This window comes from Deinococcus piscis (genome assembly GCF_014653275.1).
In the GTDB taxonomy this organism is placed as follows: domain Bacteria; phylum Deinococcota; class Deinococci; order Deinococcales; family Deinococcaceae; genus Deinococcus; species Deinococcus piscis.
The window spans coordinates 1-13,167 of sequence record NZ_BNAL01000046.1 but is presented as its reverse complement, the minus strand read 5'-3'; the positions used below and the strand labels follow the sequence as shown (position 1 = coordinate 13,167).

Genomic DNA, 13,167 nt, shown 5'->3' with positions numbered 1-13,167 from the left:
CGTCTTCAGGAGTCAGTTGGGGGTCAAGTCGTCTGATGACTTAGTCTACACCCGGAAGCTACTTATGACACTGCGGCTCAAGCCTGCGCCAAGAGCATCCAGACTGCTCAGGCGACCAACCAGGTGGATTTCAAGACCTACGCTGACCGTTCTCAATTGATTGGATACGACGGCGTGGCGGTGCAGTGCGCCGACCCAAATATGAGCGTGGTGCAGGTGGCCGCGCCTTCGGATTCTAGCTATCAGATCACTGTGGGCGACATTCGTGGGAGCAAGACTTACCACATAAACCCTGCTGCGGTGACGCATACCATGTCACCACCAGCAACCCCCCGGCCTTTGCTGTGACGGTTGCAGCCAGCCCCCACCGGGCTGGTTTCTTTGTGCAAGTGACACGACGCCCTACAACACTATGATGGACGACGTAGCCAACTTTGTCCTATCCTCACCCGCTGTGCCCTATAACTAGGGCCGCCATGCCCCCTTCTCTCCGTGCCCGCTTGCAGCCCCTCCGCGACTTCGTCGGCACCGATGCCTACTGGCTGGCAGTGGGCCTGCTGGCCTTCCTGACGGTGGTGCCGGGCGCAACCAGCGAAGGCTACTTTCAGACCGGCAAGCTGTTCGTGCTGGGTGCGGTGACGCTGCTTACGGCGGCCTACATCGGACTGAACCGCGCCCGCTTCCAGTTCAGTGCGCCGCGCCCGGTGCTGTGGCTGGCGCTGGGGTACGTCGCCTGGATGACCATGACCAACACGCTGCTGTCGTCGCAGCCGGGCACCACGTTCATCGGCTGGCCGGGCTGGCGCGGCGGCCTGCTGACCAACGCCATGTACTGGCTGCTGCTGCTGCTAATGCTGCACCGGCCCAAAGGCGACACGGAGCGGCAGCCCTGGGCACTGCTGCTGGGCTTTCTGGCACTGACCAGCCTCTGGTCCACCGCCGAGTTCCTGGGACTGCGGCCCTGGCTGGGCAACGCCTGGCTGGGGGCGGTGCAGGGCGATTTCCGAGTGACCGCCTTTCCCATCCTGAGCGTGGGCAACTCCGGGTGGATTTCGGGGCTGTGGCCGCTGCTGACACCCCTGGCACTGGTGTTGGCCTGGGGGCGGCGCTGGGCCGCGCTGCTGCTCACGCTGGCGCTGCTGCTGCTGGGGGTGGCGTCCACGCAGGGCAACCTCGCAGCGCTGGTCTTTTCGGGAATGATGGTGCTGATGGCAGGCCTGACCGTGCGGCGCAGCGTCCCGGCGGCCTTGCTGCTGCTGGCCTGCGCCCTGCTCCCGGCTCCGGTTACTTCGGCGCTGGTGGGGCTGAACGCCCAGCTTCAGAGCGCAGGGAGCGTGGCTGGGGGCCAGCAGCAGAATCAGTTCACTGCCGAGGCCACCGGGCAGACCACCTCCGAGCGACTGCTGATTTTCACCTCTGGGCTGCGCAGCGCCGCCGAGCGCCCACTGACCGGCTGGGGCTACGAGACCTTTCACAACAACTTCTACGGCCACCTGACCGAGCAGGAGCGCGAACCCATGCTGCGCCGCATCATCAAGGCGGAGCCGGATGAGCAGGTGGACATCAGCGGCGTGGCCGTGGTGGCCCGCCGCGCAGACGGCAGCGGCCCGCCCCGCGAAACGACCCTGCTGATGGTCAAGCCGCACAATTACCTGATTGAAGAGCTGTACAGCAACGGCTTTACGGCGCTGCTGTTTTTGCTGCCGCTGCTGGGACTGATGGCCCGCGAGCTGCTGCGCGCCCGCACCGAGCTGGCGCTGTTCGCGCTGCTGGCCTGGTTGGGCTACGGCGGCTACCTGATGGGCTGGTTCCTGAATCCGTCGGTCACGCCGCTGGCCCTGGCGATTCTGGCCCTGGGCCTGCGGAGCGCGGACCGGGCCAAGGGGCTGATGGTTGATAGATGATGGTTGATGGAGAGAAAAACCCGGCATCATCCATCAGCCGCGCAGGGGCGGAACCATCACCCATCACCCTCTAGACTGTCTCTCATGCAGCACCCCCCCTTCACTGCTCTGGCCGCCGTATACGACACCATGATGGACGATGTGGAGTACGACCACTGGGCCGACTTCATCCTGACCTACGCCCGCGACCAGGGCCTGAGCAGCGGGCGGGCGCTGGACCTCGCCTGCGGAACCGGCGGCCTGACCCGCGAACTGCTGAAGGCGGGCTGGGACGTGACCGGGCTGGACGGCTCAGGCGAGATGCTGGACAAGGCCCGCGCCCGGCTGCCCCAGGGCACGCCGCTGGTGCAGGGCGACCTGCGGACCTTCGAGCTGGGGGAGCAATTTGACCTGATTACATGCGTGTTCGACAGCCTGAACAACCTGCTGAGCACGGAGGAACTGGGGCAAGCCTTCGCGCATGCGGCCAAGCACCTGCGCCCCGGCGGGCTGCTGGCCTGCGACCTGAACACCCGCCTGGGCGTGCGCGAACTGTGGGACGGCGACGTGATGGAAGGCGTGGCCCCAGCGCCGGACGGCAGCGAAGTGCATTACCACTGGTCGCACACCTTCGACAGCGCCGAGGAATTGGGCGTGGTGCAGGCGCTGTGCCGGGTGGTGCGTGACGGCGGCGAGGTGGAAGAGTTTATAGAGATTCACCGTGAGCGCGGCTACGACGCGGGCGAGGTGGAACCCCTGCTGCGGGCGGCTGGATTTGCCCGCTGGGACATCACGGAGTATCCCGACTACGCCGTGCCGGACGGGGACACGCCGCGCATCTGGGTGTTTGCCTGGAAAGGTGAGGAAGCATGACGCCCAAAGTCGCCGTACTGGGCGCAGGTGGCTGGGGCACCGCGCTGGCGCTGGCGCTGCTGCGGGCCGGGCGGAGTGAAGTGGTCCTGTGGGCCAGGCGAGAGGCGGCGGCACAGGAACTGCGGTCAGCGCGGGAAAATGTGCCCTATCTGCCGGGAGTCTCGCTGCCTGCCGGACTGCACATCACGTCCAGCCTGGACGAAGCGGTGGCCGGAGCCGAGCTGGCCCTGGTGGTCACGCCCAGCGTAGGCGTGCCGGACCTGCTGGCCGAGCTGCCGCCAGAGCTGCCGCTGGTGCTGTGTGCCAAGGGGCTGGGGCCGGGCGGCGAACGCCTGAGCGACCTGGCGCGGGCGCAGGGTTTCACGCGGCTGGCCGTGCTGAGCGGCCCCAACCACGCCGAGGAAATCGGGCGGGGGCTACCCGCAGCCACCGTGATTGCCAGCGACGACCCCGCACTGGCCGCCCGCGTTCAGACTTTGCTTCAGTCGGCCAGCCTGCGCCCCTATACGTCGGGCGACCCCACCGGCGTGGAGCTGGGCGGCGTGCTGAAAAATGTGCTGGCCGTAGCTGCCGGGATGGTGGACGGCCTGCGCCTGGGCGACAACGCCAAAGCCTCGCTGCTCACGCGGGGCCTGCCCGAAATGGCCCACTACCTCGCCTGGGCCGGAGCGCAACCGGGCACCCTGTACGGCCTGAGCGGCCTGGGCGACCTGATGGCTACCGCAAGCAGTCGGCACTCGCGCAACCGGGCGGCAGGTGAGGCGCTGGCCCTGGGCGAGCAGCCGGAGCAGGGCGGTAAGGTCGTAGAGGGCCTGCGGACCGCCCGGCTGCTACACGACTGGGGCAAGCAACACGGCACCGAGCTGCCCATCATCCACGCCGTGTCGCGGGTGGCGGCGGGCGAGTGGACAGCGCAGCAGGCCGTGGGCGCACTGATGGACCGCGAGGCCAAAGCGGAGGCGTAGCAGGGTCATGGGGGATGGTTCCGCCGCTGGCGCGGCTGATGGAGAGGGCAACTTCTTGCCTTCCTCCATCAACCATCAACCTCTAGCCCCAGCGCCGCTTGCAACTCGGCGTGGTCCGTCACGGTGCGCTCGGCTTCGGCCTCCAGCAGCTGAGCGGCCAGCGCGGGGTCGTGATGCGTGACGGTGATGCCCCACACCCGGCAGCCCGCGGCCACGGCGGCACGCACGCCCACCAGACTGTCTTCGATCACCAGGCACTGAGCCGGGTCCAGGCCCAGCGCCTGCGCGGCGTGGCGGTACAGGTCCGGCTCCGGCTTGGCGCGGCCCCCCACGTGTGAGGGGTTGTAAGCGTGTGCTCCGAACGTGTCGCTCAGGCCCACCTCGCCCAGCTTGAACACCATTTCTTCCTGGCCGCTGTTGGTCGCCAGGGCCAGCGGTACACCGGCAGCGCGGAGGCGGCGCAGGGTCTCGGCAGCACCCGGAATGACCGCGCCGGGGCCAAACGCCTGCACGAAACGGCGGTTGAGGTCCTCGGTGAAGCCGGGCTGCGGCTCCCAACCGTGATGTTCACGCAGCCAGGCCAGCAGCATGGCGTTGGTCAGGCCGTTGCCCGCGTCCATCAGTGCCTGGCGGCCAATGCGCTCTCCGGCCTCCCCCATCGCGCCCACCCAGGCGTCGTAGGCGATGCCTTCGGAGTCAATCAGCACGCCATCAAAATCAAAGATGACACCGGCAAAGTCGCTGAGGGTCACAGCACATCGCTTTCGGGGCCGTTCTCCCAGCCCGCCAGGATGTGAATGTGGGTGTGCTCGACCATCATGCCCGCGCCCTTGCCCGCATTCACCACCAGGCGGTAATCCTGGGCGTGCTGACGTGCCACTTCGGACGCTTTCAGCCACAGTCGGCCCATCTCCTCTGGGTCCGCGATGGTGTCAATGCGCGGCGTCCAGACCTTGGGAATCACCAGCAGGTGAAGGGGAGCCTTGGGCGCAATGTCGCGGATGGCGATAAAGTCGTCGTCCTCGTACACGATGTCGGCGGGAATCTCGCGGGCGATGATGCGCTCGAAGATGCTGGGGTCACGGCCTTGGGTCATGCTCCCAGTGTAGCCAGCCTGCCGGGGCCAGGACTGCCCGCCAACCCCGCATTAAGACCTCTGCCCTACTGCCTAGCCCTTCCACGGCCCATAGTGACGGTATGCGAGTTCCCAAACGATTGCTGCTTGCCGGGGCTGCGGCGGCCCTGGCCGCCCGCCGAACCCTCACGCCACGCTATGACCTGAGCGGCAAAAGCGTGCTGATCACGGGCGGATCACGCGGGCTGGGCCTGGCGCTGGCCCGTGAGTTCGCGGCGCGGGGGGCCCGGCTGACCCTGACCGCCCGCACCGCTGCCGACCTGGACGCTGCCGCTGCCGAGCTGCGCAGGCAAGGCGCTGAGGTGGCGACGGTGGCTGCCGACCTGACCCAGGCAGAAGACGTGGAGCGGGCGGTGCAGGCCGCTGTCACAGCGCACGGCACGCTGGACGTCATCGTTCACAGCGCGGGCATGATTCAGACCGGGCCCATCCAGGACATGACCGAAGAGGACTGGCGCGAGATCATGGAAATCAACGCCTTCGCCGCGCTGCGTCTGGTCCGCGCCGCCTACCCGCACCTGAAAGCGGCGAGCGGGCGGGTGCTGCTCGTCACCTCTATCGGGGGCAAAGTGGCGGTGCCGCACCTGGGACCCTACTCCATGAGCAAGTTCGCGGCGGTGGGCCTGGGCGCAGCCCTGCGCTCTGAGCTGGCGCTGGACGGCATCGGTGTGACCACCGTGTGCCCTGGCCTGATGCAGACCGGCAGCCCCAAGCACGCGGTCATCAAGGGCCAGCACGCAAAGGAATACGCCTGGTTCGCCACCATCGACAACCTGCCACTGATTTCCATGCCCGCTCCCGCCGCCGCGCAGGGCATGGTGAATGCGCTGGTGCGCGGCGACGCTGAAGCCATGATCGGTCTGCCCGCCACTGTGGCCCGCTACGCCCAGGCGCTGGCCCCACAGCTGGTGGCCGACGTGATGGCCCTGACCAACCGCTTCCTTCCTGGCCCGACCGGCAGCGCAGAAGTCCGGCTCGGCGCACAGGCCGAAAGCGACCTGACCCGCAGCAACCCGATCAAGCGAGCAGCGGAGCAGGAATTCAATCAGGAGTAGCGGTTGGGCCAGAAGGCGGAAAGCCCGTTCAACTTTGGCTTTTTGCCTATTTTCCCCCTACGTCCAGCTTCTCCAACCATTTCAGGGCGGCTTCTGACCCCAGCAACCGGGCACCGCGCTCTGGCGGGAACCAGGCCAGCAGGTCGGCCTGCCCGCGCTCATCTGCACCGAAGACCACCTTGTGGTCGCCGTCGGCCAGCCACAGCAGGCCACTGGGCGTGTCGGTCAGCCGGGTGCCCACCGCCAGCGCTTCGCCCAGCCACACGGCGTCCACCTCGGCGCTGTCGGCGGGATTGTGGAGGTCAGGCAGGCAGCCGTAGTTGACCGGCGCGGGCCAGGGTTCGGTGCGGTAGGGCACCAGCTCTCCTGTATCGCCTGAGCCGCGCCACACCCAGCGCTCGGTTTCACCGCGCCGCCACTCCACCACGCCGGTATACAGCTTCAAGGCTGCACCTCGTAGAACTCTGCCAGCCGCATCACGTCGTCGCCCAGGCCCAGGGCGGCGCGGTAAGCGCCCTTCTCCGGAGCCTCCAAGCGGAAAGTCGCTTCCCGCTGCCCTGCATCCAGATATACCGAGTCCTGCGCCAGCTGCGCTGCGCCATTGAACCAGGTCACGTTCAGGTAGTCCGCCTGGAAGCGGCCCCGCACCTGCGCGGTCAGCACCAGCTCTTCGCCCTCACGCCGGATTTCGGCCCCGAAGATGCGCGGGGGCAGGTTGACCTCGGCCACCGGGGGAATCAGCGGCACGTAGTTGTAGCGGCAGCCACCCAGCAACGGGAGCAGCAACAGCAGCGGCAACAGGCGGGTCGGGCGCATAGAGGCAGTGTAGCGGGCAGCTTATGAGGAGGGCCGGAGCATTCCCCGGTAGAGATGCCAGTTCCAGGTCTGGGGATCGCCCGTGCCAGTATTGTTTTTGCGCAGCACATAACTTCCGGCAAAGGATTGCCAGCGTCCGTCATTCAGCTGGGCTTTGACCCTGACTGGCACGGTGGCGTAGAGCGACCCGGCGGCTCCCTCAATCTGCGCCAGGCCAGTAACCCACACATAAGTAGAGCGGGTCTGTGCGAATCCTGCTTTGAATGCCACGAACGTCTGCCCGCTGGCCTGACCGCCCTCGCTCCAAAGGGCGTAAGCTGCGCGGTAATCACGGGCGGCCAGAGCGTTGTAGTACCGAATCACGGTGTCTTGGGGGCGGCTCTGGGCCGACTGGGCCTGTGCAGGCAGCGGCAGCAGCATGAGGCCAAAGCCAACAAAGGCTTGTTTCATGTGCTGAGCCTGCGCCCACCAGTTCAGAGAGTGATGAGAGCCTAAACCCCAGTTGCCACAATGGCCCCCAGCAGCGCCACCGGAGCCGTCTCGGCGCGCAGGATACGCGGGCCAAGCACCACACCACGCGCACCACGGGCCAGCAACGCTTCCATCTCCGCTTCGGAAAAGCCGCCTTCAGGGCCGGTGATCAGGGTGACCGGGCTGTCCCAGTGCAGCTGCTCGGCCAGCAGGTCATGGACATAGGGGTGCGCTACGTATGCCTGCCCCTCCCAGGTCAGCGCGGCCAGCGGAATGGGGGGCAGCACTGCGGGGGTCACGGCGCGGCGCGACTGCTTGCTCGCCTCGGCGGCAATGCGGCTCAGTCGGCCCAGCTTGTTCGCGCCGATGTCGCGCACATCGGCGTGCTGTGTGACCAGCAACTGAATGCGGGCAGCACCCAGCTCGGTGGCCGCCCGCACCACATCCGAGAGCTTGTCACCCTTGAGCAGCGCCACCGCCAGCGTGACCGGCTGTGGCGTTTCGGGCGTGCCGGGCAGTTCTTCGACCAGCCGCAGGGTGGCCCGCAGGCCATCCAGCGCGACCACTTCGGCGCGGGCTTCACGGCCCCGGCCATCGAAGACCAGGAGCGGGTCGCCAGTTTCCAGGCGCATCACACTCAGGTGTCTCACTTCACTGCCAGTCAGGACCACTTCCGGCCCGGAGTCCAGGTCAGCGGGCAGCTCCGGCACACGCACGCGGGTCAGGCGCATCTGCGGCTCAGCCTGCCTTCTGTCCAGTGACCAGCGCCCACTCACCGTCTTGCTGGACCTGCACGTTCTGCACCCCTTCGCGCTCCAGCGCAGCCAGCACCAGGGCCAGCCGCTCTTCCAGAATCCCGGTCAGAATCAGCTCACCGCCGGGGCGCAGGTGTTCCAGATAGGTCGCAGCCAGCAGGTCGTGCAACTCGGCAAAGAGGTTGGCGACCAGCACGTCGTAGCCTTGCGCGGCCAGCACCGCGTGACTGGCCGGGGCCGTGAACTGGCCCTGGCCCAGCGTGCCTTCGTCGAACTGGGCCTGTGGAGCACTCAGGCCGTTCTGGGCGGCATTTTCACGGGCCACGGGGATGGTCTGCGGGTCAATATCCACCCCGTAGGCCAGCGCCGCGCCCAGCTTGGCGGCGGCCATCGCCAGCACGCCGCTGCCGGTGCCCACGTCCAGCACAGTTTTCCCGCTCAGGTCCAGGGCGCTGAGGGCTTCTACAGCCAGCCGGGTGGTGGCGTGATGCCCGGTCCCGAAGGCCATGCCAGGCTCAATAATCAGCGGCACTTGCCCAGCGGGCACTTCGTCTGCCAGCCAGGGCGGGGCAATGGTGATGCGGCCCGCCGGAACAGGGCGAATATCGCGCTTGAAGGCGGCCTGCCAGTCTTGCTCCGCTTCTTCCAGCCACTCGCCGCCGGCCAGCGGGCCGCTGAGATCCAGCCGCTCATCAAAGTAAGCGCGGATTTGGTCCCCCCGCTCCTCCAGGCCAGTCGCGCCGGCCTCCCACAGCAGGTCAAGGTCGGCTTCACGGGTTTCCAGGGTTCCGGGCAGGGCGTACACCAGCATAGGAACCAGTCTAGCGCCCGCTTCCGTGGGCTGACACATTTTCTGGCGGTGACTGCTAGCCTGCGGTGCAAGATGCCCAAGACCTCCAAGGCTGACCCGAACAAGCGCGGGGCGCAGACCCCCACCCGGAGCCAGGCCCAGCCCAGCGACCTGCGCCAGCAGTTGGCCGAGTACTGGCCCGACTTCCAGGCCGCCTCGCCCAAAGCGGTCCACGAGGTCCGCAAGCTGACCCGCCGCGCCGGAGCCGAGGCCAAAGTGAGCGACCTGAGCAAGCGGGTACGCCGTGAGTGGCGCGACCTGCGCCGGGCCGCCGCGCCCATCCGCGACCACGACGCCGCCGGTGAGCACCTGCGGGCCGCCTTGGCAGAGATGAAGGCCAGTCCAACCGCACTTAAGCGCTTTGAGGCGGCCTGGGCTGGTCGCCGCGCCGCGCTGCTGGCCGCCCATCCCCTGCCCGCGCAGATGCCCGGCGGCTACGACCTCCCCGCCGACTGGGAGAAGCGGGCCAAGCGGGCGCTCAAGGCCGACCGCAAAGCGCTGCTGGGGCAGGGCAAGGCGCTGATGAAAGCCGCCGACACAAACGATTCCGAAGCCTGGCACGACTGGCGCAAGCTGATGAAGCGCTACCGCTACACCCTGGAGCTGGTCGGCAAAGCCCCGCGTGAGGTGCGGGACATGCTGGAGCATCTGGGCCGCCTGCAAGACGCCGAAGTGTTGCTGGATTTGCTTCAGAGCGAAGGCCAACACTTCGGCAAGGCCCAGCTCAGGGCACTCCAGCAGCGCGAGGAGCAGGCCCGCGTGGACGCCCGCGCCGCCGCCCGTGCGCTGTGGCCGCAGCTGAAAGCGCATCTCAAGGGCGAATCACAGCCCAAGACAGCGCCAGACCAGCCCACCACAACCACAGAAGTTGCAGCGGCAGATCGGTCCACATCTACGAAGAAAGCACCAGCCGCAAAAGCCACAGCCGCAGCCAAAAAGACGACTGCCCGCCGTCCTGCATCCAAAGCCACAGCCACCAGCAAAGACTTGGGCGCTACCGCCAAGACTCCGGCCAAGCGGACTGGAGGCAAGGCCAGCAGCAGTAAAGCGGCGACCAAACCGGCGACTGCCAAGCGCACGGCCACCACAAGCTCAGCCAAGGGCACCAAAGCTGCTACGCCAAAGGCTGCCCGCAGCGCCCCCAGGAAACCGGCAACCTCACGCCGAAAAACCAGCGATTCAAGCAGTGATTCCTAAAGCTGCACTTCAGTGGGGGCGCATCCGTAGGGCGGAGCGCTCCGCTTAGGCTAGGGGCATGACCTCCACTCCGACTGCCAAGCCCCAGACCGCCGTACTGCTACACGCTTTTCCGCTAGACGCCCGCATGTGGGACGCCCAGAAGACAGCGCTGGAAGCCGCCGGACTGCGCGTGATTGTGCCGCATCTGCCGGGCTTTGGCGGTGAATCTGGCGAGATGAACAGCCTGAAGGAGACAGCCGAGTGGCTGCTGGACCATCAGCTGCCTGAAGAACCGTTCTCGCTGGTAGGCCTCAGCATGGGCGGCTACCTGGCGCTGGAAGTGCTGGCGCTATTGCAAGAGCGCGGCCAGACTGAGCGTGTGCCCCGCGCCGTGCTGGCCGACACGCACGCACGCGGCGACGACCCAGACAAGCAAGCAGACCGCGAAAAGCAGGCACAGAAGGTCCTAGCGGAAGGCCAGGAATTCATGGTGGAAACGGCCCGTGAGGAACAAAAGCCCAGCACGGCTGAGCAGACCGCCCGCATGACCCGCGAGGCCAGCCGCGAGGGCATTGCCGCCGCGCTGCGGGCGATGGCGGCCCGTGCTGACCGCCGCGACGTGCTGCGCCGCGCAGGCGAGCAGGGAGTGCAGGTGCTGGCATTGGTGGGCAGCGAGGACGCGCTGACCCCACCCGAACAGGCCCAGGAGAACGCTGACCTGAGCGGCGGTGAGCTGAAGGTCATTGAGGGCGCAGGCCACCTGTCCAACCTGGACGAGCCCGAGGCATTCAACCGGGCGCTGGCAGAGTTCCTGAGCTAATGACGGCACCCCATGTCCTGGCACCCCGCGTCCTGGCCGAACTGCGCCGCGAGTTCCAGGCATGGCAGGCCATGAATGCCCAGGCCGAGCGACTGCACCTGACCGAGACCCGGATGCAGAACGCCTGGACCTGGCGCGAGTTGCTGGCGCACCTGACCGCCTGGCAGGAAGTCACCCTGGCCCGGCTGCGGGCCGCACCGGACGGCGCTGGACTGACCTACCCTGCCTGGGCAGGCCGCCAAAATCCTGACGGGCAAGACCTGAACACGGTCAATGCCCGGATTCAGGCCGCCGCCCAAGGACAGAGCTGGCAGCAGAGTCACGCCGCCTGGGAGCATGGATTTGCGGAAGTGCTGGAGCGGGCGCAGGCACTCAGCGAAGACGACCTTACCCGCCCCAGAGCCTGGCTGGACGGCTACACCCTGCTGGATGTGCTGCGCGGCACCCTGGCACACCACCGCGAGGAGCACCGGCTGGGGGCGCAGCGCTGGCTGGATAGCCAAGCGGGCCGCGCCCCCGTGACCTTCTGAACGTTACTGAATCAGTGGCAGCGGGTCCATTTCGCCGCTTTCCATCCGCTCCATGATTTGCCGGCCCGTGGGGGTCTGCGCCAGGCCACCTTCGGCGGTTTCGCGTAGGGCTGGGGGCATCATGCGGCCCACTTCGGCCATCGCGGTGACGACCTCGTCGGGCGGAATAAAGCTTTCCAGGTTTGCCAGCGCCAGCTGCGCGGCACTCACCGCATGCACCGCGTAAAAAGCGTTGCGGCTCACGCAGGGCACTTCCACGTAGCCACCCACCGGGTCGCACACCAGACCGATGGTGTTGGTCAGCGCCAAGGCAGCGGCGTGGACGGCGGCGCGGGGACTGCCGCCCATCAGCTCGGTGACGGCAGCGGCGGCCATTGCAGCGCTGGACCCGATTTCGGCCTGGCACCCCCCCGCCGCACCCGAAATGAACATCTTTTTGCTGATGGCTTTGCCGATGCCGGCGGCCAGAATCAGCGGCCCCACCAACTGGTCATCCTCAATGCCGAGGTGGTCGGCCACGCCCAGCAGCGCCCCAGGCACGGTGCCTGCGCTGCCAGCGGTGGGGGCGGCCACGATGCGGCCCATGCGGGCATTTTCTTCGTTCACAGCCATCGCATACGCCTGCACCCTCACCAGCAGCGGGGCGTTCAGCGTGTCGGGCGCGTCCCACAGGCCCTTGGCGTTCCAGCCCACCATGCCGGTGATGCTCTTGGCGTCATTTTTCAGGCCGCGCTCCACCGAGTCGCGCATTTCGGTGATACGGCGGCGCATTTCTTCCCGCACCGCCTGCGGCTCCAGACCAGATTCTTCGCAGTCGCGCTCCAGCACCCACTCAGACGCTGGCGCAGGGGCCTGCATGATGTCTTCTAGATTCATAGGATTCTCCTTAGATCAGCTTCCGCTGAACTCTATTTTTTGAGGATTTCAGCACTCTGCATCTTCAGCGCAGGCGCTTTAGCCGTCCATCAGCTTGGGCATCAGCTGGACCCACTGCATGCTGGGATAGCGCAAAAAGGTTTCGAGTACGCCGGGATGCACGCCGGGGCCGTCCATCTCAATCGCCACCAGCGCCGAGCCGCCGCGCCGGTCACGGGTGCAGCTGAGCGTGGCGATGTTGATTTCTTCAGCGGCAATCGCAGTGGTGATGCGGGCCAGGATGCCGGGGCGGTCCGCGTACTGAAGCACCAGGGTGGGATAAGCCGCGCTGATACTGACCGCGCTGCCGTTGATGCTGCTCACCACAATCACGCCGCCCCCGGTGGAGCTGGCGATGAGTTCGATGCTGCTGGAATCACCACGTAGGCGAATGCGGGCCGTGTTGGGATGAACGTCGGCGAGCTCAATATGCTCAAAATCGAAGCTCAGCCCCGCAGCGCGGGCATGCCCGAAGCTGTCTGGCAGGCGGGGATCGTCGGGAGCGTATCCAAGCAGCCCGGCCACCAGCGCAAAGTGGGTGCCGTGCCCGCGCCCCGTCTTGGCAAAAGAAGCGTGCAGCCCAATCTCGGCGTGGCGGGGAGCTTCCCCCAGCAGGTGGTGCGCGGCCAGCCCAATGCGGCAGGCTCCAGCCGTGTGGCTGCTGCTGGGGCCGACCATCACCGGGCCGACCATGTCGAGGAGTGTCATGCCGCCCAGTCTAGAGTGCAGCTGCCCGGAACCTGGCAGTCTGCCGCCGCCGCGTCTGTCCAGCGTGGACGAGGCTATCTGAAACGAGTGGATAGCGGACCAGCTCTAACTATAAGTAGGGGGCGAATATAGAGGACTGATATATTAAGTAGCTTCCGGGTGTAGACTAAGTCATCAGACGACTTGACCCCCAACTGACTCCTGAAGACGAA

At 66.9% G+C, this 13,167-nt stretch carries 17 protein-coding genes; 8 read left to right on the top strand and 9 right to left on the bottom strand.

Annotated elements, in window-relative coordinates; translation table 11 throughout:
* Positions 1-123 precede the first annotated feature (123 nt).
* From IE158_RS12390 to IE158_RS12375, 4 genes are all read left to right on the top strand, one after another.
* The gene (locus tag IE158_RS12390) at positions 124-348 is read left to right on the top strand and encodes a hypothetical protein (protein ID WP_189644026.1); all 225 of its coding nucleotides are present in this window, start codon (positions 124-126) and stop codon (positions 346-348) included.
* A gap of 128 nt (positions 349-476) precedes the next feature.
* Positions 477-1,904 carry an O-antigen ligase family protein gene (locus IE158_RS12385; protein WP_189644025.1) on the top strand — a complete coding sequence of 476 codons (1,428 nt, stop codon included), beginning with the start codon at positions 477-479 and terminating at the stop codon, positions 1,902-1,904.
* Positions 1,905-1,988: 84 nt separating this feature from the next.
* On the top strand, positions 1,989-2,756 hold the full coding sequence (locus tag IE158_RS12380; protein ID WP_189644024.1) for a class I SAM-dependent DNA methyltransferase: 768 nt from the start codon (positions 1,989-1,991) through the stop codon (positions 2,754-2,756).
* Positions 2,753-3,721 carry an NAD(P)H-dependent glycerol-3-phosphate dehydrogenase gene (locus tag IE158_RS12375; RefSeq protein ID WP_189644023.1) on the top strand — a complete coding sequence of 323 codons (969 nt, stop codon included), beginning with the start codon at positions 2,753-2,755 and terminating at the stop codon, positions 3,719-3,721. The genes IE158_RS12380 and IE158_RS12375 overlap by 4 nt, the downstream gene beginning before the upstream one ends.
* A gap of 68 nt (positions 3,722-3,789) precedes the next feature.
* Here IE158_RS12375 and IE158_RS12370 read toward each other — a convergent pair whose 3' ends face one another.
* Both IE158_RS12370 and IE158_RS12365 read right to left on the bottom strand, forming a co-directional pair.
* Positions 3,790-4,473: an HAD family hydrolase gene (locus IE158_RS12370; protein WP_189644022.1), complete on the bottom strand. Its 684-nt coding sequence runs from the start codon at positions 4,471-4,473 to the stop codon at positions 3,790-3,792.
* Complete coding sequence (locus IE158_RS12365) at positions 4,470-4,817, bottom strand: histidine triad nucleotide-binding protein (protein WP_189644021.1); 348 nt, start codon at positions 4,815-4,817, stop codon at positions 4,470-4,472. Before IE158_RS12365 ends, IE158_RS12370 begins: the two co-directional genes overlap by 4 nt.
* 101 nt (positions 4,818-4,918) lie before the next feature.
* On the opposite strand from IE158_RS12365, the gene IE158_RS12360 reads away from it, so the two are divergent.
* On the top strand, positions 4,919-5,911 hold the full coding sequence (locus tag IE158_RS12360) for an SDR family NAD(P)-dependent oxidoreductase (protein WP_189644020.1): 993 nt from the start codon (positions 4,919-4,921) through the stop codon (positions 5,909-5,911).
* Between the two features lie 46 nt (positions 5,912-5,957).
* Here IE158_RS12360 and IE158_RS12355 read toward each other — a convergent pair whose 3' ends face one another.
* The 5 genes from IE158_RS12355 to IE158_RS12335 are packed head-to-tail and all read right to left on the bottom strand — an operon-like array spanning position 5,958 to position 8,764.
* Positions 5,958-6,356 carry an inorganic pyrophosphatase gene (locus IE158_RS12355; protein ID WP_189644019.1) on the bottom strand — a complete coding sequence of 133 codons (399 nt, stop codon included), beginning with the start codon at positions 6,354-6,356 and terminating at the stop codon, positions 5,958-5,960.
* Positions 6,353-6,727, bottom strand: a complete 375-nt coding sequence (locus IE158_RS12350; protein WP_189644018.1) for a hypothetical protein — start codon at positions 6,725-6,727, stop codon at positions 6,353-6,355. The genes IE158_RS12355 and IE158_RS12350 overlap by 4 nt, the downstream gene beginning before the upstream one ends.
* A 21-nt stretch (positions 6,728-6,748) precedes the next feature.
* Positions 6,749-7,177 (bottom strand): hypothetical protein, encoded by a 429-nt coding sequence (locus tag IE158_RS12345; RefSeq protein WP_189644017.1) that lies wholly within the window; start codon positions 7,175-7,177, stop codon positions 6,749-6,751.
* A gap of 41 nt (positions 7,178-7,218) precedes the next feature.
* Entirely contained in the window at positions 7,219-7,929 is a 711-nt protein-coding gene (locus IE158_RS12340; protein WP_189644016.1) for a 16S rRNA (uracil(1498)-N(3))-methyltransferase, read from the bottom strand.
* A gap of 7 nt (positions 7,930-7,936) precedes the next feature.
* A complete protein-coding gene (locus tag IE158_RS12335; protein ID WP_189644015.1) occupies positions 7,937-8,764 on the bottom strand; it encodes a 50S ribosomal protein L11 methyltransferase in 828 nt (275 codons plus the stop codon).
* 72 nt (positions 8,765-8,836) lie between these two features.
* Here IE158_RS12335 and IE158_RS12330 point away from each other — a divergent pair, with 72 nt between their 5' ends.
* Genes IE158_RS12330 through IE158_RS12320 form a run of 3 tightly spaced genes read left to right on the top strand, consistent with a single transcriptional unit; the run spans position 8,837 to position 11,332 of the window.
* Positions 8,837-10,000, top strand: a complete 1,164-nt coding sequence (locus tag IE158_RS12330; RefSeq protein WP_189644014.1) for a CHAD domain-containing protein — start codon at positions 8,837-8,839, stop codon at positions 9,998-10,000.
* 58 nt (positions 10,001-10,058) lie between these two features.
* Positions 10,059-10,802: an alpha/beta fold hydrolase gene (locus IE158_RS12325; protein WP_189644013.1), complete on the top strand. Its 744-nt coding sequence runs from the start codon at positions 10,059-10,061 to the stop codon at positions 10,800-10,802.
* Positions 10,802-11,332, top strand: a complete 531-nt coding sequence (locus tag IE158_RS12320) for a ClbS/DfsB family four-helix bundle protein (protein ID WP_189644012.1) — start codon at positions 10,802-10,804, stop codon at positions 11,330-11,332. Before IE158_RS12325 ends, IE158_RS12320 begins: the two co-directional genes overlap by 1 nt.
* A 3-nt stretch (positions 11,333-11,335) precedes the next feature.
* Here the strand turns inward: IE158_RS12320 and sdaAA are convergent, their stop codons facing one another.
* Positions 11,336-12,208 carry an L-serine ammonia-lyase, iron-sulfur-dependent, subunit alpha gene (gene sdaAA / locus IE158_RS12315; protein WP_189644011.1) on the bottom strand — a complete coding sequence of 291 codons (873 nt, stop codon included), beginning with the start codon at positions 12,206-12,208 and terminating at the stop codon, positions 11,336-11,338.
* A gap of 78 nt (positions 12,209-12,286) precedes the next feature.
* Positions 12,287-12,955, bottom strand: a complete 669-nt coding sequence (sdaAB, locus tag IE158_RS12310) for an L-serine ammonia-lyase, iron-sulfur-dependent subunit beta (RefSeq protein WP_189644010.1) — start codon at positions 12,953-12,955, stop codon at positions 12,287-12,289.
* Positions 12,956-13,167 lie beyond the last annotated feature (212 nt).

Bases quoted from the DNA above. Each gene is read 5' to 3' on its own strand.
- IE158_RS12385 (WP_189644025.1), top strand. From the start codon at position 477: ATGCCCCCTTCTCTCCGTGCCCGCTTGCAGCCCCTCCGCGACTTCGTC.
- sdaAB (WP_189644010.1), bottom strand. From the start codon at position 12,955: ATGACACTCCTCGACATGGTCGGCCCGGTGATGGTCGGCCCCAGCAGC.
- IE158_RS12345 (WP_189644017.1), bottom strand. From the start codon at position 7,177: ATGAAACAAGCCTTTGTTGGCTTTGGCCTCATGCTGCTGCCGCTGCCT.
- IE158_RS12350 (WP_189644018.1), bottom strand. From the start codon at position 6,727: ATGCGCCCGACCCGCCTGTTGCCGCTGCTGTTGCTGCTCCCGTTGCTG.
- IE158_RS12325 (WP_189644013.1), top strand. From the start codon at position 10,059: ATGACCTCCACTCCGACTGCCAAGCCCCAGACCGCCGTACTGCTACAC.
- sdaAA (WP_189644011.1), bottom strand. From the start codon at position 12,208: ATGAATCTAGAAGACATCATGCAGGCCCCTGCGCCAGCGTCTGAGTGG.
- IE158_RS12320 (WP_189644012.1), top strand. From the start codon at position 10,802: ATGACGGCACCCCATGTCCTGGCACCCCGCGTCCTGGCCGAACTGCGC.
- IE158_RS12335 (WP_189644015.1), bottom strand. From the start codon at position 8,764: ATGCTGGTGTACGCCCTGCCCGGAACCCTGGAAACCCGTGAAGCCGAC.
- IE158_RS12360 (WP_189644020.1), top strand. From the start codon at position 4,919: ATGCGAGTTCCCAAACGATTGCTGCTTGCCGGGGCTGCGGCGGCCCTG.
- IE158_RS12365 (WP_189644021.1), bottom strand. From the start codon at position 4,817: ATGACCCAAGGCCGTGACCCCAGCATCTTCGAGCGCATCATCGCCCGC.
- IE158_RS12375 (WP_189644023.1), top strand. From the start codon at position 2,753: ATGACGCCCAAAGTCGCCGTACTGGGCGCAGGTGGCTGGGGCACCGCG.
- IE158_RS12380 (WP_189644024.1), top strand. From the start codon at position 1,989: ATGCAGCACCCCCCCTTCACTGCTCTGGCCGCCGTATACGACACCATG.
- IE158_RS12340 (WP_189644016.1), bottom strand. From the start codon at position 7,929: ATGCGCCTGACCCGCGTGCGTGTGCCGGAGCTGCCCGCTGACCTGGAC.
- IE158_RS12330 (WP_189644014.1), top strand. From the start codon at position 8,837: ATGCCCAAGACCTCCAAGGCTGACCCGAACAAGCGCGGGGCGCAGACC.